The organism is Echinicola jeungdonensis, from assembly GCF_030409905.1.
Lineage (GTDB): Bacteria > Bacteroidota > Bacteroidia > Cytophagales > Cyclobacteriaceae > Echinicola > Echinicola jeungdonensis.
In genome coordinates this window covers 3160483-3180191 of sequence record NZ_JAUFQT010000001.1, presented here as the reverse complement: position 1 = coordinate 3180191, position 19709 = coordinate 3160483, and the positions used below count along the sequence as shown (strand labels likewise).

At 37.9% G+C, this 19709-nt stretch carries 14 protein-coding genes; 4 read left to right on the top strand and 10 right to left on the bottom strand.

All coding sequences use genetic code 11. The annotated features are described in order from the left end of the window. Positions 1-13: 13 nt before the first annotated feature. On the bottom strand, positions 14-526 hold the full coding sequence (locus QWY93_RS13225) for an acyl-CoA thioesterase (RefSeq protein WP_290248749.1): 513 nt from the start codon (positions 524-526) through the stop codon (positions 14-16). 143 nt (positions 527-669) lie between these two features. Then, complete coding sequence (locus tag QWY93_RS13220; protein WP_290248748.1) at positions 670-1191, bottom strand: DinB family protein; 522 nt, start codon at positions 1189-1191, stop codon at positions 670-672. Between the two features lie 307 nt (positions 1192-1498). Between QWY93_RS13220 and QWY93_RS13215 the strand changes: the two genes are divergently transcribed. Next, the gene (locus QWY93_RS13215; protein ID WP_290248747.1) at positions 1499-3526 is read left to right on the top strand and encodes a M3 family metallopeptidase; all 2028 of its coding nucleotides are present in this window, start codon (positions 1499-1501) and stop codon (positions 3524-3526) included. Between the two features lie 145 nt (positions 3527-3671). Here the strand turns inward: QWY93_RS13215 and QWY93_RS13210 are convergent, their stop codons facing one another. The 4 genes from QWY93_RS13210 to arsC all read right to left on the bottom strand — a co-directional run bounded on the left by QWY93_RS13210 (position 3672) and on the right by arsC (position 9273). After that, entirely contained in the window at positions 3672-4514 is an 843-nt protein-coding gene (locus tag QWY93_RS13210; protein ID WP_290248746.1) for a DUF4249 domain-containing protein, read from the bottom strand. A gap of 2 nt (positions 4515-4516) precedes the next feature. Further along, positions 4517-6811: a TonB-dependent receptor gene (locus QWY93_RS13205; protein ID WP_290248745.1), complete on the bottom strand. Its 2295-nt coding sequence runs from the start codon at positions 6809-6811 to the stop codon at positions 4517-4519. 1076 nt (positions 6812-7887) lie between these two features. Next, complete coding sequence (locus QWY93_RS13200) at positions 7888-8886, bottom strand: cation diffusion facilitator family transporter (protein ID WP_290248744.1); 999 nt, start codon at positions 8884-8886, stop codon at positions 7888-7890. Positions 8887-8919: 33 nt separating this feature from the next. Next, positions 8920-9273: an arsenate reductase (glutaredoxin) gene (arsC, locus tag QWY93_RS13195; protein ID WP_290248743.1), complete on the bottom strand. Its 354-nt coding sequence runs from the start codon at positions 9271-9273 to the stop codon at positions 8920-8922. Positions 9274-9664: 391 nt separating this feature from the next. Here arsC and QWY93_RS13190 point away from each other — a divergent pair, with 391 nt between their 5' ends. After that, a complete protein-coding gene (locus QWY93_RS13190) occupies positions 9665-10507 on the top strand; it encodes a tetratricopeptide repeat protein (RefSeq protein ID WP_290248742.1) in 843 nt (280 codons plus the stop codon). Here the strand turns inward: QWY93_RS13190 and QWY93_RS13185 are convergent. The 4 genes from QWY93_RS13185 to QWY93_RS13170 form a co-directional block, all read right to left on the bottom strand. Beyond that, the gene (locus QWY93_RS13185) at positions 10495-13089 is read right to left on the bottom strand and encodes an ATP-binding protein (RefSeq protein ID WP_290248741.1); all 2595 of its coding nucleotides are present in this window, start codon (positions 13087-13089) and stop codon (positions 10495-10497) included. The genes QWY93_RS13190 and QWY93_RS13185 overlap by 13 nt on opposite strands. A gap of 270 nt (positions 13090-13359) precedes the next feature. Then, positions 13360-15624: an aconitate hydratase gene (locus QWY93_RS13180; protein ID WP_290248740.1), complete on the bottom strand. Its 2265-nt coding sequence runs from the start codon at positions 15622-15624 to the stop codon at positions 13360-13362. Between the two features lie 166 nt (positions 15625-15790). Next, entirely contained in the window at positions 15791-17104 is a 1314-nt protein-coding gene (locus QWY93_RS13175; RefSeq protein WP_290248739.1) for a TIGR00366 family protein, read from the bottom strand. A 499-nt stretch (positions 17105-17603) separates the two neighbouring features. Continuing rightward, positions 17604-18617 carry an acyl-CoA reductase gene (locus QWY93_RS13170; RefSeq protein WP_290248738.1) on the bottom strand — a complete coding sequence of 338 codons (1014 nt, stop codon included), beginning with the start codon at positions 18615-18617 and terminating at the stop codon, positions 17604-17606. A gap of 168 nt (positions 18618-18785) precedes the next feature. On the opposite strand from QWY93_RS13170, the gene QWY93_RS13165 reads away from it, so the two are divergent. Continuing rightward, positions 18786-19133: a 4Fe-4S binding protein gene (locus tag QWY93_RS13165; protein ID WP_290248736.1), complete on the top strand. Its 348-nt coding sequence runs from the start codon at positions 18786-18788 to the stop codon at positions 19131-19133. Between the two features lie 195 nt (positions 19134-19328). Continuing rightward, positions 19329-19670, top strand: coding sequence for a DUF3276 family protein (locus tag QWY93_RS13160; RefSeq protein ID WP_290248735.1), 342 nt, complete (start codon positions 19329-19331; stop codon positions 19668-19670). The last annotated feature ends 39 nt before the right edge of the window (positions 19671-19709 follow it).

The window sequence follows — 19709 nt, the reverse complement described above, 5'->3', positions numbered from 1 at the left end:
TCCAAATCTACATTCAGTTAAACAATTCAGATTTCAACTGCTTAACTCTTTCCGATATGGTACACCCTTTAATATCAAAATCCCCGGAGGTGGCTTTCAAAAACTCCACCACGGCCCCTTTGTGATCAGTAGACTTTCCACTCTTTAAGGTAACATAACGCAAAGTAGTCCAAAGTACATTTTTTAGTTCCTTCTTTGAATCATCGGTCATATAATATTCCACCACAACCGTATTGTTATTGTGCCAGAGTACCCTACTCATTATTCTTACCCACTCTCCTACCATGGCAGGCCTGACATAGGAAATATTGTGATTAAAAACTACCCAAGCCGCTTGATATTTCCGGATCATGTCAATCATTTCAATTCCATATAACTTGGGGACCTGATCTTCCCGTGCATTAAAATAATAGTCAAAATATTTGGCATTATTCAGGTGCTGAAGAGGGTCGCAATCTTGAAACCTTACCACCACCCTGCTTTCTGTTTCCTGTGGATAATGCTTTTCGGGATTATATTCAAACATAGTTGTTGATGTTATTTGGTTCACCAATAAGCTTAGTTTCTTTCTGTTTCAAATTGAGGAAAGCTCAGAGGACATTTTGAACAGTCCACGGTGAACATTATTTTTATTTTACTGGCATATAGAAAGTCATTTAGAATCTTTTATTACCTGCCATACCTTTCGTGCAGAATACGCATATGATGTTCAAAATGCCCTGGGATGATATTCAGCAAAGCCCTGACACTAAGATCATAACCATTGGCATTTCCAATTCTGGTCAAAGCCTCATCAGGTAGATTTTTAAAAAAAGGAACCATCAATTTTCTGCTTTGTTCAAAATCATCCAACAATATGGCAAGAGGAATTTGATTAAAATTGGCTGCCTTGACATATTCTTCCTGCTCATAACCTGGAAGCTTTATTTTTTCATTCCTTGCTATACACAAGGCCCGATAAAGCATGATCTTCTCTGTGTCATTAATATGCCCAATGACTTCCTTGTAACTCCACTTCCCATCATCATAATTTGACTGGGCCACTTCCTCTGTAACCCCGACAAAATATTCTCTCAATACCCCTATTTGGGAAAGCATCAAATCCAACGGATCTTTTCCCCGGACGTAGGAAATATAGGTTTCATAAAATGAACCATATTCATTGCTTTCCGGCATCAACTTTTCATTCATATCAAATATATTTTGATCTGCTTATTAATAAATTTAATTGATTAACCACCATTAATACAGTCAAAAACCAAAAAATTCCTTTTTTTTCAGCATTTATTGAATCTCAAAGTATAGTTTTAGTTGGAATTTTCTTCGGGATTTCTTTATCCCGATTTTTCTTTCCTGCCTCCATTAAAATCGTGGATTTCAAAAGGGTAATCACCTTAATCCTCCTGAGAAGCTTGCCACTTTCACCAAATCATTAACTTTGTCTATCTGATGCCATAAAGGCCAATAATTTAGATAAACCATAGAAAAAAAAATATTTATGAATCCTTTATTGGAAAAATTTGAGACTCCTTTTCATACAGCCCCTTTTGACAAGATAAAAAACGAACATTTTTTACCTGCAGTTCAGGCTGCCATTTCAGAAGCTAGGGCTGAAATTGAAAATATTAAGGAAGTTCAGGAACCAGATTTCAGCAATATTATAGAAGCCCTGGACCGTTCTGGAGAAAGGTTAAATATAGTAGCCAGCATATTTTTCAACCTCAATTCTGCAGAAACCAATGATGAAATCCAAAAACTGGCAAGGGATATTTCACCCTTGATGACCGCACACAGCAATGATATTTTGTTAGATAAAGAGCTTTTCGAATTAGTTAATTCGGTTTTTCAAAAGCGGGACAGCCTTTCTCTAGATGAGGAACAGCAAACCCTATTGGAAAAAACTTATAAGGCTTTTGTCCGAAATGGTGCGAATTTATCTGATGAGGATAAACTCCAATTGCGGGAAATTGACAAGGAGCTGGCACAATACAGCCTTCAATTTGGGGAAAATGTATTGGCAGAAACCAATAAATATGAAATGGTGGTGGACAATGAAGAAGATCTAAAAGGGCTTCCAGAAGCGGTTATTGAAGCAGCTGCTCAAACTGCCTCAGAAAAGGGGAAAGATGGGAATTGGGTATTTACCCTTGCCTTCCCCAGCTACCTTCCATTTATGACTTATGCGGAAAACAGGGAATTAAGGAAAAAACTTTTCAAAGCCTTTAACACCAAGTCCTGTAAGGGTGACGACCTGGACAATCAGGAAATTGTCAAAAAGATACTGGAACTCAAGCACAAAAGGGCCAACCTATTGGGGTACAAAAAATTTGCTGATTTTGTTTTGGAGGAAAGAATGGCTGAAAGTGCCGATAAAGTACTAAACTTCCTACAGGAATTATTGATCAAAGCCAAGCCAAAAGCTGAGGAGGAATTGTCTGAATTGACAGAATTTGCCAAAAAACAGGGTGGCCCGGAAAAGCTGGCAAAATGGGACTTTAGCTTTTATGGGGAAAAACTAAAAAAAGCCAAATTTGAAGTGGATGATGAACTACTCAAGCCCTATTTTGAATTGGAAAACACCATTCAGGGGGTATTCAAAACAGCCTCTAAACTTTACGGCCTGGAATTTATCAAAAATACGGACATCCCAGTTTACCATCCAGAGGTCACTGCTTATGAGGTCAAAGACCTTTCCGGCCAACACCTCGCCGTCTTTTATGCTGACTTCTTTCCCAGAGCGGGCAAAAGGAATGGCGCCTGGATGACCATATACCAAGGACAGAAAAAAGTAGGTGGCCAGGACAAAAGGCCTCATGTATCCATTGTATGCAACTTTACCAAGCCCACCAAAACAAAACCTTCCTTATTGACTTTCAGTGAGGTTACCACCCTTTTCCATGAATTTGGACATGCATTGCATGGAATGCTCGCTAACGGAACTTATGAATCTCTATCCGGTGCCAATGTATATTGGGATTTTGTGGAATTGCCTTCCCAAATTTTCGAAAACTGGTGCTACGAAAAGGAATGTTTGGACCTTTTTGCCCAGCATTATGAAACCGGGGAAAAAATTCCTGCTGACCTTATCTTAAGAATAAAAAAAGCTGCAAATTTCCACCAAGGTTATCAAACTTTGAGACAAGTTAGCTTTGGACTTTTGGATATGGCTTATTACAACACTGACCCTGCTGAAGTAAATTCTTTATTTGATTTTGAAAGGAAAGCAATGAAGGAGGCAGACTTGCTTCCGAATGTGGAAGGAACCATGATGACTACCTCCTTCTCTCATATTTTCCAGGGAGGCTATGCGGCTGGATATTACAGTTACAAGTGGGCAGAAGTTTTGGATGCAGATGCTTTTGAGCTTTTCCAGGAAAACGGCATTTTTGACCCCGAAACTGCCCAATCCTTTAAAGAAAATATCCTTTCTGCAGGCGGTAGAGTGCACCCATCCATCTTATATAAAAGATTCAGAGGAAGAGAACCCAAACCTGAAGCACTTCTCAAAAGAGCTGGTTTGATATAGTTATAAAAAAAAACAAATGATCCATTTCAAATAAAATTGAAAAGGGCTGTTTGGAAGTAAATTACTCAAACAGCCCTTTTTGCGCTTTTATCTATTTTCTTGCAACTTATTTTATTTGTGCCACGAAATCACTTTTACAAACCTGTCATTCCTCCTCCTTTTCGGGATCAATAATAATTACCCTTAAGGAAGTTACTGAATAGGCCCCAAAATACCCCAAAGCTTCATCTCCAAAATTGGAAAGCGGATTGGAAGGAGCAACTCCTCCCCCATCTATGACTTCTTCTAAAGTCCTGTAATAGTCATAGGTGGTTTGATCCAAATGATATAATGCTACATCCACTGTATCTCCCTCTTCCAGGGTATGAGGAAATTCAAAATCCTGAATATTTCCATCGGTATATTTATCATCTGACAGCCATAGATTATTGTCCCGTACCATGTCTCCATCCACCTCAAAAAAGTATTCCTCCCCGTTCACCAATAAAACCAAACGGTAATAGTTGCCCAACCCTTCCGGATCTTCAAAAAATGCAGTAACATAGTAACCATCATCACTAAAAAATGACCCTTTCCGGTATCCATATTCTAAATTTTTAATTGGAATTCGTTCAGGGGGAATTTGACTGGAGGCTTGATATGATTTGCCTTCCAATTCCACTTCCAGATCATACGAATTTCCCCGTTTTCCCCGTAAAGTATTGGTTTGATAAATCCCGGGGCTTATTTCTTCCAAGGTTTCTTTATGGCCCTCATTGTCACTTATGGTCACCAATGCCCCGGATACCGGAGGGAATTCATTATCCTCATAAAAACCTACAGACCTGGAAATTTTCACCAAGTAAGGCCCTGTTTGATCTGCCACAACCCCTTCAATGTTCAACATGGGGCCACCATCATCTAAATCCAATTCAATAACTTCCTCACAAGCAGAAAAGAAAGCTAAGGATAAGATCAAAGCGCCAATATGCCAAAATTTGCTATACATGATTATTTAAATCTAAAGTTATAAGTAATGGAGGGCAAAATACTGAACAAGGAAAGCTTTACTGCTTCTGTTTTGGATGGGTCCGTTCTGTTTTCCCTGAAATTGACTGTAAAGGCATTTTTCCTGGCGTACACATTGTAAATGGAGATATTAAGGTCTGATTCAAATTTTTGGGTGTTTTTCAGTTGAAGAGTAGCACCCAGGTCCAATCGGTGATAATCAGGCAAACGGTCATTGTTTCTTTTGCCATAGCGATTGATAACCTCGCCATCCACCTGATACTTACCTATCGGAAAAGTCACAGCATCACCAGTTCTGTACACAAAAGTTCCAGAAAGGGTTAATTTTTTGCTCAGTTTGTAAATTCCTACTAGGGAAAGATCATGGGGCCTATCCCAACTTGCAGGATAAATTTCCCCACGATCCACTCCATCAAATTTTCTTTTACTTCTCGACCAGGTATAACTTACCCAACCAGTTAATGGCCCTTTATTTTTTTTCAAATAAAACTCTGTTCCATAGCTCCAGCCTTTTCCATATAAAAATTGGGACTCAACATTTTCATTGAAAATCAAATCCGCCCCAGTTCTATAATCAACCTGGTTTTTCATATCCTTATAATAAACCTCTAAGGACCCCTCAATGGCATTGTCATTAAAATTCTTAAAATACCCTATTGCCAATTGGTCAGCAATTTGTGGCCGAACATTATTGCTGCTGGGAATCCAAAGATCAATAGGAGTCCCTGAATTGGAATTGGAAACCAAGTGAAGGTATTGCCGGTTTCTCCCAAATGACCCCTTGATGGAAGTATTTTCATTCAATAAATAAGTTAAACCCAGCCTTGGCTCAAAGCCTGAGTAAGCTTTAACCAATTCCCCTTTTCCGAAATTTTCGTTTTGGACAACATCCCCTACTTCATCATAAGTATAAACTTCCCCTGGGCCTACTTGCCCAAACCAGGAATACCTAAGGCCTGCATTGACTTTAAAACTTTTGGAAACTTCCCAATCATCCGAAACATAGGCAGCAGCCTCCCATGCATATTTTTGCTGCAATTCTAAAGGGTTGACTGTTGCATTTTCATCCGTCCTTATTTCCCCAGGGACAAAAATATGGTAAACCCCACTTGCCCCAAATTTCAATGTATTGGAAGGGTTGATATAATACTCGAAATCTTCCTTGAGGCTGATGTCCTGAATGGCGGAGGTAATCAAAAAGCCATTATTTTCTCCCTCATCTCCACCAATATCCACATTATAATTATAGTCACTGAAAAGTGCTGTGGTGTTTAAAAACAAACGGTCATTGAATAGGTGATTCCAGCGGGCAGTGGCAGTGGAATTTCCCCAATCAAACCCAAACACATCACTATAGCCAAAATTATCCCTTCCAAAATAACCGGAAACAAACAAGCGGTCGTTTTCTCCCAATCTGTAATTGGCCTTTGCATTCAAATCATAAAAGTATAAAATGGAATTTTTGACATCCTCATTACTGGAAGCTTTTAAAAAGACATCCACATAGGTCCTCCTGCCTGAAACTACAAATGAACCCTTATCCTTTACAATAGGTGCCTCCACGGTCAGTCTGGAGGAAATCAGGCCAATTCCACCTTGAGCTCCCCAGTTTTTACTGTTCCCTTCCTTCATCTTGATATCCAATACCGAAGAGGCCCTCCCTCCATATTCTGCAGGAATGTGTCCCTTATATATAGACAAATCTTTAATAGCATCTGCATTGAAAACAGAAAAGAATCCCAAAAGATGTGAGGCATTGTAAACCGGCGCCTCATCCAACAAAATTAGGTTTTGCCCTGCACTTCCACCCCTAACAAAAAATCCTCCTCCTCCCTCGCTGGATTTTATACCAGGAAGCAACTGAATGGTTTTGATGATGTCTTTTTCACCAAAAATAACTGGTATTACCTCCACTTCCTCCATATCCAGTTTATTGACACTCATTTGTGTGGAACGGACATTTTGATCATCTGGATCGGCACTGACTACTACTTCATCCAGAGTGGCCTCCCCAGGCTGGAGGGAAACATCCATGGTTTGTGGCTGATTTAAGTCTATCTTTTTAGTAAATGGCTCATAACCAATATAACTTACCTGAACTGTATATTTTCCAGGAGGGACTGTAAGGGAATAAAATCCATAGACATTACTGGTTGTCCCTTTTTGTAATTCCTGAATAAAAACGCTTGCCCCAATTAACCCTTCACCGTTAGTGGCATCTTCAATTGTACCGCTGATGGTAAATTTGGATTGAGCTGTAGGTGAAAAACTTATCATTATGAAAAAAAGAAAAAATAAACTTAAAAGGAGTTTCCTTAACCAATAAGGGGTACCATTATTATCAAAACAAAACTTCATAATTAACATATTACCAGAATAGTTTACCAAAACTACAAATTTTGGGAAAGGCCCTATAGGCCATGAAAAATTTAAACCAATTTTTCATGGTTATGTTCAAAAAAATAAAAAGGGAAGCGATTTAATTCGCTTCCCTTTTTTTCCAAAAAAATAAGCCCATTTAAAAAAAAGCCCTGTATGGTGAACAGAAACAATAACAACTTTCAATCACCCTGACTACAAAACGATAATTAACACAATTATCGCTAACCAAACAACGGCTGACGCAGCCAGGAACATTTTAAATCTCCTCTCGTCGCTCATCATATTGTTGTTTTGGTTTAATTTACATATTAATTAAGACAAAACCAATCCAACCCAGGCTACAAACAACTGAAAAACAACACATTATAAGCATTTTCATAAATCAAAACCAATAATTTTGTATATAAAAAACAAATTATTGGAAACTATATTTTTTAACACCCAGTACCTTGACAGCGGGAATAAAGTTATTTAGTTTAAAAAAAATCTTAAAAAAATAAAATTTAATATTTAAAGTGTATACCCAATTTTGCCAGGAACCAAAAATTCAATAATAGGCCGGGGGTAACTCGTACCTACATTCGGAAGACTAATGAGTAAGCATTTGATTTAAATCTCCTATTCTAATGTGTTTCAAAGATTTACAGTTGGAAGCCTGTTAAGGTTTCAACTAAAATGGTCCGAGGTGGAATCCCTGGGAACTTTGAATTGTGATGTCTTGCCAAACTTGCCAGGAGTTGAAATAAATTGAAATTACCAGATTGCGGGTAATCCGATAATATTTTAAGCCTATCAGATTTTCTGAAAGTTCAATAGCAAAATGTTCGAATCAAGATTATTTTAAATATTGAATATTTAACTAAATGTTGGCGTAGATTCAGTAAGTCCTTGACCAGAAAAAAAATAAACTACTTTCAATATTAAAATAATGGTTCAACCACTGAGAATAATAAAAATTAAATATTACCCTTTTACAGAGCATCACTCAGTTCATGATAATGCTTTTGATTTTTGGACATATTGCTGGCATTCCAAATTATCTTTTTGCTTTTCGGATACTTCCTCACTGCGCAGTTTTTGACTTGGCAATAATGACAGCACTTTTCGGGTAAACAAGGATCTGCATGGACAAAAACTTCCACATTGCCCGGCATGTTTTCTTCAAGGACATCTTCCACATTTTCAACTTCATCATGGACTTGGTTCAATTCGAAATAATACGGAAGGGTTAGGTGGAGATCTACATGCTTATCTCCTCCATATTGTTGCACCCTCATATTATGGATATCTATCCAGTTATTCTTTCTATTCTGGTTTAATACTTTTACAGCCCATTCCATGGATGCTGGGTTGCGTTCATCCATTAGTCCAGCAACCGATCTCCTTACCAATATATACCCATTATAAATGATATACATGGAAAAAATCATGGAAAAAACACTGTCTAATATATAATATCCTGTAAGGTAAATTACCCCGACCCCTAATATCAATACAAAACTGCTGATTGCATCAGTCATCAGGTGCTTACCATCAGCTTCCAGGGTAAGGCTGTGGTATTCTTTCCCCTTTTGGGCAAGTAATTTCCCCAGCACTCCATTGGCCAAACCCGATGCTCCAACTAATACCATCCCAAATGGAAGCATCTGCAATTCAACTGGATAAACCAAGGCTATAATAGACTGGTAAATAATAAAAATACCAGCCAAAATTATCAAAACACCTTCGATGCCGGCACTGAAAAACTCTATTTTCCCATGGCCATATGGATGGTTCTGGTCCCTTGGCTGAGCACTCAGGTATATACTATAAAAGGCAAAACCCGATGCCACCACATTAACAATGCTTTCCAAGGCATCGGTTAAAATGGCCTTTGATCCGGTAATATGAAAAGAATAAAACTTAATAATCAGCAATATGATACTGACCACAAAAGAAACGATTATCCAATGCCTTTTGGCTTTGTTCACTGTATTGAGGGTATTTTTTTAATGGTACTTTATTTATAGCAAAACCAAAACATTTTCCGGGGGCCGTCCCAAAACAGCCTTCCCATGGGCGATAACTATTGGTCTTTCTATTAATTTGGGATTTTTCACCATCACCTTAATTAGTTCTTCATCTGATAGATCTTTTCCTTTGAATTCCTCCTTCCACGCTTTTTCTCCCTTTCTTACCAATTCATTCGGGGAAATTCCCAGCATCGATAAAATGCTTTTCAACTCTGCTTCGCTGGGAGGGGTCTCCAAATATTTAACGATTTCAATATGGTCTTTACTCACATTTTCTTCTACCAATTTCAGGGTTTCCCTGCTTTTTTTGCAACGGGGATTGTGAAAGATTTTGATATCGCTCATGTTTCTATATTTTTAAAGGAATGCAAAAGTATAAAATGGAAAATGAAAATAAAATTGATTTCATTTATCCCAAGATAAGGAATCCAAAGAAAAAGTCACCAATTTTCCTGAGGCTCTTCCTTTTTAGGAAAATATTATTAACTCAATGCCTTTGACCTTTCAACCCTATTTTTTTTCGATAGGTTTCAAAAAAAGATATTACAAAAATCTTTCCGTAAATTTGTAGCCAAATTAATTCCCTCTAGAAACAGGAGGAGGAAAAAACACTTCCCTTCCCACACAAAAAATGATGATGGCAAAAATTCATATAAAATCAATCTTCTTATTAATCTCTCTGATTCTGGGTTTATTTGCTTGCGATTCTCCAGAGGATAAAAAAGGACGGTTTTTATTGAAAGGGAATAATAAGATGAAGGAAAATGACTATCAAAGCGCCATCGAATATTACACTGAAGCCCTTCAAATAGACCCGGAATATTCAGTTGCATTTTACAACCGGGGAATTTCCCACTACAGGCAAACTGATTATTACAAGGCAATTCAGGATTTCACCAAAGCCATCCAATCAAAAGAAAATTATGAGGAGGCATTTTATCAAAGAAGCCTTGCTTATTTAGATAATGGAGAATTTTACAAAGCAATTCGAGATTCCGAAAAATTGATCCAATTACAGCCCCAGGATTTTAGAGGATATTTTGTCCAGGGTCTGGCTTTGGAAAAGCTCAAAAAATACCCGGAAGCTTTGGATGCATTTGGGGAAGCCCTTTCTCGTGATTCTGAAAATGTAGATTTATACGTAAATAGGGCTACCATTCATTATTATTTGGACCAATTTTCCCTTGCCCAAAAAGACCTTGAAAAGGCTGAACAGCTCAACTCTATGGAGGCTAATATTTATAATTTAAGGTCTTTGATAGCATTTAAAATGGCGGAATATAAAAAGGCATTGGCATTTGTAGAAAAGGCCCTTCAAATCGATCCAGGGCATCCCTATTTTTACAATAACAGAGGTCTTTATCATTTGTACTTGGGCAACCTTGAAAAAGGCCTGGAGGACATCAATCTAAGCCTAAAACAAAACAGTAGAAACCTTTTTGCTTTGAGGAATAAAGGGATTTATTATGTTCTAAAAGGGGATAAAAAGTTGGCATTAGAATATTTGGAGGAGGTCTACCAAAAGGATAGCTCAATCAATTTAACCAAAGATTACTTGGATAGAGCTCAAGACATATAACTTTTACCATTGACCAATTCTTTGATGTTTTGGTGTAGTTCCACGGCATCAATGGGTTTGGATAAAAATCTTTCCATTCCGCTTTTTTCTATTTTATTCAACACCTCTGCTTTTGAAGCAGCCGTTAGGGCAATTATAGGAATATCTTGTTTTTTCTTAATAATTTCGGAAGCGGTAAACCCATCCATTACGGGCATTTGAATATCCATTAGGATCAGGTCATATTTCTTCTTGTCCACCGCTTCTACTGCTTCCTGGCCATTGTTTACCCGATCACAATCATACCCCCACCTTTTCATGATTTTTCCTACAACCAAAGCATTAACATCGTTATCCTCGGCAAATAAAACTTGGACATTTTCAGAGGATGTTTGGATTTCTTCAGGAGCTGGCATCAACGCTTCGTCCACCAATTGACCTTTCCCTGGGGCTTTTCCCAGGATCAACTCAAAATAAAATGTGGACCCCACTCCAAGCTCGGATTCCAATTTTATTTCACTACCCATTCTTTCCAGGATTTTTTTGGTAATGGACATCCCTAATCCTGTTCCACCGTATTTTTTACTGAAAGTTTGATTAACCTGGTCAAAATCATTGAATACCTTTTCAAAATTCTCCTTTGCAATGCCAATTCCTGTATCTTTGACCTCAATGAAAACTTCTACTTGCTCCTCATTTTCCTGAACCAGGGTAGCTGTTACATCCACTTTACCCTCATTGGTAAATTTCAAGGCATTGGTCACCAAGTTATTAATCACTTGGATCAACCTGATCTTATCCCCTAAAACTTCCACATCCAATCGGTCAGAAACTACCAGATGCAAATTGTTTTTTGACTCCTGGGCTTGATATTGCAGTCCATTAATCACCTGATTCAACAACAATTTCAAATTAAAGGGTTGCTTTTCCAGTTCCATTTTATTGGCCTCCATTTTCTGGAAATCCAGGAGATCATTGATCATAATGATGAGGTTATCCACTGCAAAATTGATGGTATTCAGAGCCATCTCTTGGGGGTGAGAATGCGGTTCATTCAACAGGGAGTACACAGATCCCGAAATAGCATTCAAGGGAGTCCTAATCTCATGGCTGATCATGGAAATAAATTCGGACTTAAGCTTACTTGCCTTCTCTGCTGATTCTTTGGATTTTTTAAGTTTCTTTTCAAACTGTTTTACTTCATCAATATCAGATAAATATCCATACCAGTGAACCTCCCCATTGTCCAACTCAGTGGGCATTGCAGAGCCCAGCATCCATCGATATCCCTTTCCCTCACCCAGCTTAATGCGAAATTGACTTTTCCACGGAACAAGGTTTTTGGCAGAATTTACCGTTGAGGAAACTATTTTCCCAATGTCTTTGGGATGCACTTTGCTAATAAAATAGTTGAAGTCGTTATCCTTTTCGTTAAAAGCTTTTTCACTTCCAAATACATTTAAGGAACCAGTGTTTAAATAGGGAAAATTCATTTTCCCTTCTTGATCAAGCACCAATTGGAATAAAAGTCCGGGAACCTGGTCGGTAAGATGCTTCAAAAATTGAACATTTTTTTGAAGGACATCCTCTTTTCCTTCTTCCTTAATTTCATTAAAAGCCAATAAAATATTGAAAGAATCTTCAATAGGGATTTTCCTTAGGCTAATGTCAAAGGATTTTTCAATTCCTTCGTTTTGAAGCCGAACTTTTTCAATTTTATAATCAGGGGTCCCCTCCAAATTTATTAAGGCATCCTGCCAAACTTTTTTGTCCATAAAAAAGGAGGTTAACCCCGCATGAAGAGAATCTCCTAATCGACTCTCCTCTACCCCAAAAAAAGAAGCCGCTTCCAAATTTGCTTTTATTATATCACCTGTTGGCCCTGCCAAAACCACCATTTCAGGTATTTTATCAAACAGGGAATTCTGAAAATTTAAATCCTGGGACAATTCTTGAAACTCGTTAATATCCCTTCCGATTAAATAGTACTTTTCTTCATCCACTTGGACATGCCACTCTACCCAGGAATAATCTCCATTTTTGGTCAAAAATCGATGGACAATTTTAATTTGATCTTGCCCGGAAGAATTAATTTCCTTTAATCTTTCCTTAAAGGCCTCCCTTTCATCAGGATGGAGAAAGTGGTCCAACTCAACATTTATTAATTCATCCGGGGAATAACCCAAAACATTCTTTACACTACCATTGACCCAGGTAAAAAAATTATCAGTAGCGATGGCTAGAATGTCATTTGGTGAATTATTGAATTTTTGGGATTCATTATAATCGGCCCCCCCTTTTGTACCGATTTCCTTACCATTATAAAATAAAAAGTAATCGGAATTTTCATTTGGAAACTCTACTTTAAAAAGATAATATTTTTCATTAAATGGTATGATCAACTCTTCCTTAAAAAGATAAGAACTAACATCCAGACCCAAACCTGCAAGATTTTTTTCTTTTAATGATTCTCCTATTTGTTTTTCAAAAGCCCTGTTCGAATAAAAAATCCAATATGGGGAACTGTTATCCACCAAAAACACCATTTCCGGAGATTGATGGATTATTTTCTTAAAAGTATTATTGATTCCCCCTTTTTTCATAAGTTCATTCCGTACCTCTAAAAATAACTCAAAGTTGCGTCAATTACCAAATTCTTGTTTATTATCATTAAATATGTGATATTTTATTTTAAAACCACTTAAAACCTATTCATTTTCAAAAAATAAAAATGGGACAGGGTAAAAAACACCCCAATAAACCCTGATAAATTATAATTAGGGAGAATTAAAGACGAAAACATAAAAACCAAGAAATTAAAAAAGCCCCTTGGGAAGTCCAAGAGGCTTAAAATTAATTATTTTATTTTTATTTTATTTCTCCTGAGCTTTAATCAAGTTTAAAGCAGATCCCGCTTTAAACCAATTAATTTGAGCTTCATTATAACTATGGTTGGCTATAATCACATCTTTTGAACCATCAGCATGGACAAATTCCAAGGTCAATGGTTTCTCAGGAGCAAATTGATCCAAATCAAGGAAGTTGATGGTATCGTCCTCCTGGATTTTGTCATAATCAGTTTCATTTTCAAAAGTCAAGGCAAGCATACCCTGCTTCTTCAAATTGGTTTCGTGAATCCTGGCAAAAGATTTCACCAAAACAGCTTTCACTCCCAAATGTCTTGGCTCCATGGCTGCATGTTCTCTGGAAGAACCCTCACCATAGTTATGGTCACCTACTACTATAGTTGGGATACCTGCTTCTTTATATTCCCTTTGAGTAGCAGGTACGGGACCATATTCACCGGTCAATTGACTTTTCACAGAATTGGTGGCTTCGTTAAATGCATTCACCGCACCAATCAAGCAGTTATCGGAAATATTATCCAAGTGACCTCTAAACCTCAACCATGGGCCTGCCATAGAGATGTGGTCAGTGGTACATTTACCATAAGCTTTAATCAATAGCTTAGCACCGGTAATATTTTGACCATCCCAAGGTTGGAAAGGCTCAAGTAATTGCAAACGCTTGGAATCAGATTTTACTACTACTTCTACCCCGCTTCCGTCTTCTGCAGGTGCCTGGTATCCATTATCTTCAACTGCAAAACCTTTTTCTGGAAGTTCTTTCCCTTTTGGTGGATCAAGCTTTACTTCTTCCCCATCAGCATTTTTAAGGGTATCAGTAAGCGGATTGAACCCTAAATCACCGGAAATAGCAATTGCAGCAACCATCTCCGGAGAAGTTACAAAAGCATGCGTATTAGGGTTGCCATCTGCACGCTTAGAGAAGTTTCTGTTGAAAGAGTGAACAATGGTATTTTTCTCTTGTTTGTCAGCGCCGGTTCTTGCCCATTGACCAATACAAGGTCCACAAGCATTGGTAAAGATAGTGGCATCCAAATCTTCAAATATCTTCAGCAATCCATCTCTTTCCGCGGTAAACCTTACTTGTTCTGATCCTGGGTTGATGCCAAATTCTGCCTTGGTCTTCAAATTCTTATCAACTGCTTGTTGAGCAATGGAGGAAGCTCTAGATAAATCTTCATAAGAAGAGTTGGTACAAGAACCAATCAATCCCCATTCTACTTTAGTAGGCCAACCATTTTTCTCAGCTTCTTCTCTGATCTGAGAAACAGGAGTAGCTCTATCTGGGGTGAAAGGTCCATTGATATGTGGCTCTAGGGTAGAAAGGTCAATTTCAATTACCTGGTCAAAGTATTTTTCAGGGTTGGAATAAACTTCCTCATCTCCGGTCAAGTGTTCTTTCACTTCATTAGCCAAGTCAGCTACATCAGAACGGTCGGTTGATCTCAGGTAACGCTCCATGGACTCATCATAACCAAATGTAGAAGTGGTAGCCCCGATTTCAGCACCCATATTACAAATGGTACCTTTACCGGTAGCAGAAAGGGACTTGGCACCCTCTCCGAAATATTCAACAATGCAACCAGTTCCTCCTTTTACGGTAAGGATACCGGCCACTTTCAAAATCACATCTTTTGCTGAAGTCCAACCGTTCATTTTACCGGTCAACTTCACTCCAATTAATTTAGGAAATTTAAGTTCCCAAGGCATTCCTGCCATCACGTCAACGGCATCTGCACCCCCAACACCAATAGCAACCATACCAAGACCTCCGGCATTTACAGTATGGGAGTCAGTACCGATCATCATTCCACCTGGGAATGCATAGTTTTCCAAAACCACTTGGTGGATAATCCCTGCACCTGGTTTCCAGAATCCTATTCCATATTTATTAGATACAGACTCCAAAAAGTTAAATACTTCACCACTGGCAGAAAGAGAGCTTTTCAAATCTTCTTTTGCCCCGTTTTGTGCCAAGATAAGGTGGTCACAGTGGGCAGTTGAAGGTACTGCTACTTTTTCCTTGCCAGCTTGCATGAACTGCAAAAGGGCCATTTGAGCTGTTGCATCTTGCATGGCAACTCTATCAGGAGCAAAATCCACATATGATTTTCCTCTATCAAAGCTTTGTGAAGCATCTCCATCCCACAAGTGAGCGTAAAGTATTTTCTCTGCTAAAGTAAGCGGTTTTCCCACTACCTTCCTGGCAGCCGCGATACGCTCAGGATACTTCGCATACACTGCCTTGATCATTTCTATATCAAATGCCATTTGAAATGAATTATTTTAGTGATAACTTGATTTCATTTAAATCGTTGGCAAAGATACGGTTTTAGCCGAAAAATAGAAGCCCGCACTAAGTATTATTACTTATTTATAAGGGTTTAAAATAACTTATTGCTGCTTTTTCAACTTGTTTTTTCTAAATCACCTCTTTTTAAAAGGCCAAATACACCCCAATCCCCAAAACAATTCCCCCCACCATAAAAAAATAAAAGGTATATTTCAACAATTCTTTTGGCGCCACACCTGTAATCGCCAACAGGGGTAAAGCCCAAAAGGGTTGAAGCATATTGGTCAATTGATCACCGTAGGCCATTATCATAATCATTTGGGGAATGGATAAATTCATTTTTTGGGCAGCTTCAATTATCACAGGCCCTTGTACTGCCCATTGACCTCCACCGGAGGGAACAAACAAATTGATCAAACCTGCACTAAATAAAGCATATAAGGGAAAACTGACTGGGGAGCTGATTTTTACAAAAAAATCGGCAACCAGGACCAACAAGCCTGATTCTTTTAATACTCCTAAAATGGCTGCATAAAATGGGAATTGAAGGATTATTCCACTTGCTCCTGCAATGGCATTTTTAATAGCCTTAACAAATGAACTTAAATTAATGTGAAATACTAATGCCAATCCAAAAAGTAAAAAATTGATATAGTTTAAATGAACAAAGCCCAAACCTTGGCCCGTTTGGAACCATATTTCCGATAAAGCCAAAACCACCATTATCCCTCCCACGATAATTCCCGAAAACCCGGAACTTGACTTTTGGAAAACTTTTTTATTTTTCTTTGAAAGTTCGGGAGGGAAATTTGTTTTAAAATGCACTTTGGAAAGAGCAAATAGAGTTACTCCTATTGCAAGAAAAAGGATCAGATTTATCTTTAAATTAAAACCACTAAGCAAAGTGGCCTCTATTGGAATAATTCCAATTTTGTCCATCAAAAAATGTTGGGGTTCGGCAACTTTTAGTGGGGCTGAACCTGAAAACCCTCCATGCCAAATTAACATTCCCAAATATCCAGAAGCAGCTACCAGGGAGTAATTTACTGGTTTACGGTTTGCGTGAGCCTCCTCCCCTATTTTTCTTGCCAAAATGGCTCCCAGGATCAAACCAAATCCCCAATTTAGAAAACCAGCCACCATTGTTGAAATACCGGTAATCATTACGGCTTGGGTATTTGTTTTGGCCAAGTTTGCTATTTTGTTCAACATCCGGTTAACAGGTTTGGAAATGGCGATAGCATGGCCTAAAACCAGGATCAATACCATTTGCATGGTAAATTCCAAAAGTCCCCAAAAACCATCTTTCCAAAACCCAAGGACCTCCCAGGTTCTTCCCAATACCTTTTCCCCAGTATCAAGAGTTGCAAAAGAAGCCCAAATAATACTGATAACCGTCAAACCTATGGCTATCTCGAATGGTGATGGAAAGGATATGTTTTTCTTTTGTTGAGGCAAAAGTTTTTATTGGATCTAAAATGAATCAAAAGTTTCTTTTTCCAATTTACATGGATTTTCAAAAATGCCTAGTTCACAAAGAACTTTCCCTTCATCCTTTTTTGGACTACCCTCTCTTGTTTTAGTGGACTAAATTAAAATGCAAATGGCAATTATTCAAAAAATGGCCTGTAGCTCAGGTAAGTATGCAAAAAAATAATGCTGAAAGAATGTACCGTTGTGGCTGGAGGCCCTCAAGCAGGTTTGGGGATGATTTTCTCATTATGATAAATGACAAAAGCAGATAATCTAAGCTTGGCTTTTTTTACCTTGAAGGGATCCAATACTGTGATAATAAGAGAAAAACATAATAAATCCACGATTTATGACCTAATAGCCTTTCATCAAATTCATATTCGATTTTAAAGGTTAGCCACCCAAAAACCCAATTGAACTTTCCAACATGTTCAAATAATGCCCAAAATGAGTAATAGACAAATCGCGGTTGAGTAAGCCCCTTTTATAAGGACAATAAGAATTCCATGGTATCAACATGGTCTGCATAATCTTCCACACCTGGTTTTTGAGCTTGTCCAAAGGCAACACTTCCTTTCAGCCAAGCCCCGTTGCTCACCATACATTGGATCTTATCGCGATTATCTTCCAATTTGGATTTCAAGGAAGCTTCATCCTGGTAAACTTCATAATAAAGCACTGCAATGGGTGAAACAAGCTCTTTACTTTCCTTGCATAATAAAAACCCATTGTCCAGATGTTTTTCCCTATTGACTAGGTAAATGGATTTGTTATATTCGTAATTATTAAGGTATTTGTGATGGCTTAACAGAGGTTGAACCCCCTCTATTGCATCCAAAAACTCTTTGATCTGGTCAGGATCTTTGACATAAAATTTAGATACATTACGACAGCCCAACCCAAAATATTGAAACACATCCCTTGCTAAATCCTGAAAATCCCTTTTAGTTTCCGATCCATCCAATACAGCCACTGAAGTCCTGTTTTTCCGGATTATGCTTGGGTATTTGCCAAAATAGTAATCAAAATATCGTGCAGAATTATCGGATCCAGTGGCAATATAGGCGTCTTTATTTTTCAGAAAATCCTCAAAAAACACCTTATTGGCAAAAGCAGGATTCATAGTAATCAATTCCCTGACCAACCATTTGATCAACACCCTATCAGAAGAACTAAGTTTGACATGGGCATCATGTCCACTTAGCAAGACAGTCATAAGGTCATGAAAGCCCACTGCAGGGATATTTCCAGCCATCATAATCCCCACTTTTTTTGGGTCAATATCATCAGAAAGTGGATACCGCTTTAACCATTGCACCAAAGATCTTTCCTGCAAAATTTCCTCAAGATGATTAAGAGCAAATCGGGTTTGGTCTGGGGTGAACCAATTATTATGGTTTTCCACCTTTCTTGCCAATTCGTCAAACTCCTCAGGAGTCAATTGTTTGATTCGTTTTCCTAAAGCAATGAATGAATTGATTCTATCGTGAAGGGTCATAATACCAATTTTAAATTCAAAGCGCTAAGATACCCAAAATGTAAACAAAAAGAGAAATTTGGACGTTTAACCTAGATTCATTATAAATTAATTAGCACTACAAGCAGAGTATTGGTATATTGATTTAAGGATGTTAATATTGCATTTCAAATTAAAAAAGGAGAAAAAATGGCTATAATAATAACCGACGAATGCATTAATTGCGGTGCATGTGAACCCGAGTGCCCTAACACTGCTATATATGAAGGCGGTATTGAGTGGACCTGGGGCGGTGGAACAAATTTGAAAGAAGCAAAACTGGAAGATGGTTCCGTTGTAGACGCAGATGAGCCCCAGGAGCCTATTTCAGATGAGTTTTATTATATTGTTCCAGGGAAATGTACCGAATGTACCGGTTTCCATGAGGAACCACAATGTGCGGCAGTTTGCCCAGTTGATTGCTGTGTTGATGATCCAGACCATAGGGAATCGGAAGAAGAATTATTGGCAAAGAAAGAATATTTGCACGCTGAATAAATAAAAAGAGTGGCCGGCCGCCACTCTTTTTTCATTTCATTTTTTTCAGAAATTCAACGGGTTATCAATTATTTCCCCAAAAAAAATAGGGGCTTTTAAAAAAAAATCTCTCAAAGCCCTTGAATTTAATTCCCGAATTGATTTAACTTGTCAATCGTATTTAAATCCTTGATTAAGTAATAAAAAATTAGGACAGTGGAAGAGAATAAAGGAAACGACAGAGAGGAGATTTTCTCTAGAAAAGTAAAAGCAGGAAAAAGAACTTACTTTTTTGATGTCAAGTCAACAAGATCAAACGATTACTACCTTACCATCACAGAGAGTAAACGTAAAATTAGAGATGACAATTTTGTATATGAAAAACATAAGATTTTCCTGTACAAAGAGGATTTTGCTAAATTCGTTGACGCCCTGCAGGATACTGTAGACCATGTCAAAAATGAATTGATGCCAGACTTTGATTTTTCCCAATATGAAGCAGAACCTGAAACCAGCAATTCTGACAATAAATTTGGGGAAGATTTGAAGTGGGATTAATATCCCAAGCATTCTACAAAAGAGACTGTACCATTCACC

Bases quoted from the DNA above. Each gene is read 5' to 3' on its own strand.
- QWY93_RS13165 (WP_290248736.1), top strand. From the start codon at position 18,786: ATGGCTATAATAATAACCGACGAATGCATTAATTGCGGTGCATGTGAA.
- QWY93_RS13220 (WP_290248748.1), bottom strand. From the start codon at position 1,191: ATGAATGAAAAGTTGATGCCGGAAAGCAATGAATATGGTTCATTTTAT.
- QWY93_RS13210 (WP_290248746.1), bottom strand. From the start codon at position 4,514: ATGTATAGCAAATTTTGGCATATTGGCGCTTTGATCTTATCCTTAGCT.
- arsC (WP_290248743.1), bottom strand. From the start codon at position 9,273: ATGAGCGATATCAAAATCTTTCACAATCCCCGTTGCAAAAAAAGCAGG.
- QWY93_RS13185 (WP_290248741.1), bottom strand. From the start codon at position 13,089: ATGAAAAAAGGGGGAATCAATAATACTTTTAAGAAAATAATCCATCAA.
- QWY93_RS13225 (WP_290248749.1), bottom strand. From the start codon at position 526: ATGTTTGAATATAATCCCGAAAAGCATTATCCACAGGAAACAGAAAGC.
- QWY93_RS13205 (WP_290248745.1), bottom strand. From the start codon at position 6,811: ATGATAAGTTTTTCACCTACAGCTCAATCCAAATTTACCATCAGCGGT.
- QWY93_RS13215 (WP_290248747.1), top strand. From the start codon at position 1,499: ATGAATCCTTTATTGGAAAAATTTGAGACTCCTTTTCATACAGCCCCT.
- QWY93_RS13170 (WP_290248738.1), bottom strand. From the start codon at position 18,617: ATGACCCTTCACGATAGAATCAATTCATTCATTGCTTTAGGAAAACGA.
- QWY93_RS13180 (WP_290248740.1), bottom strand. From the start codon at position 15,624: ATGGCATTTGATATAGAAATGATCAAGGCAGTGTATGCGAAGTATCCT.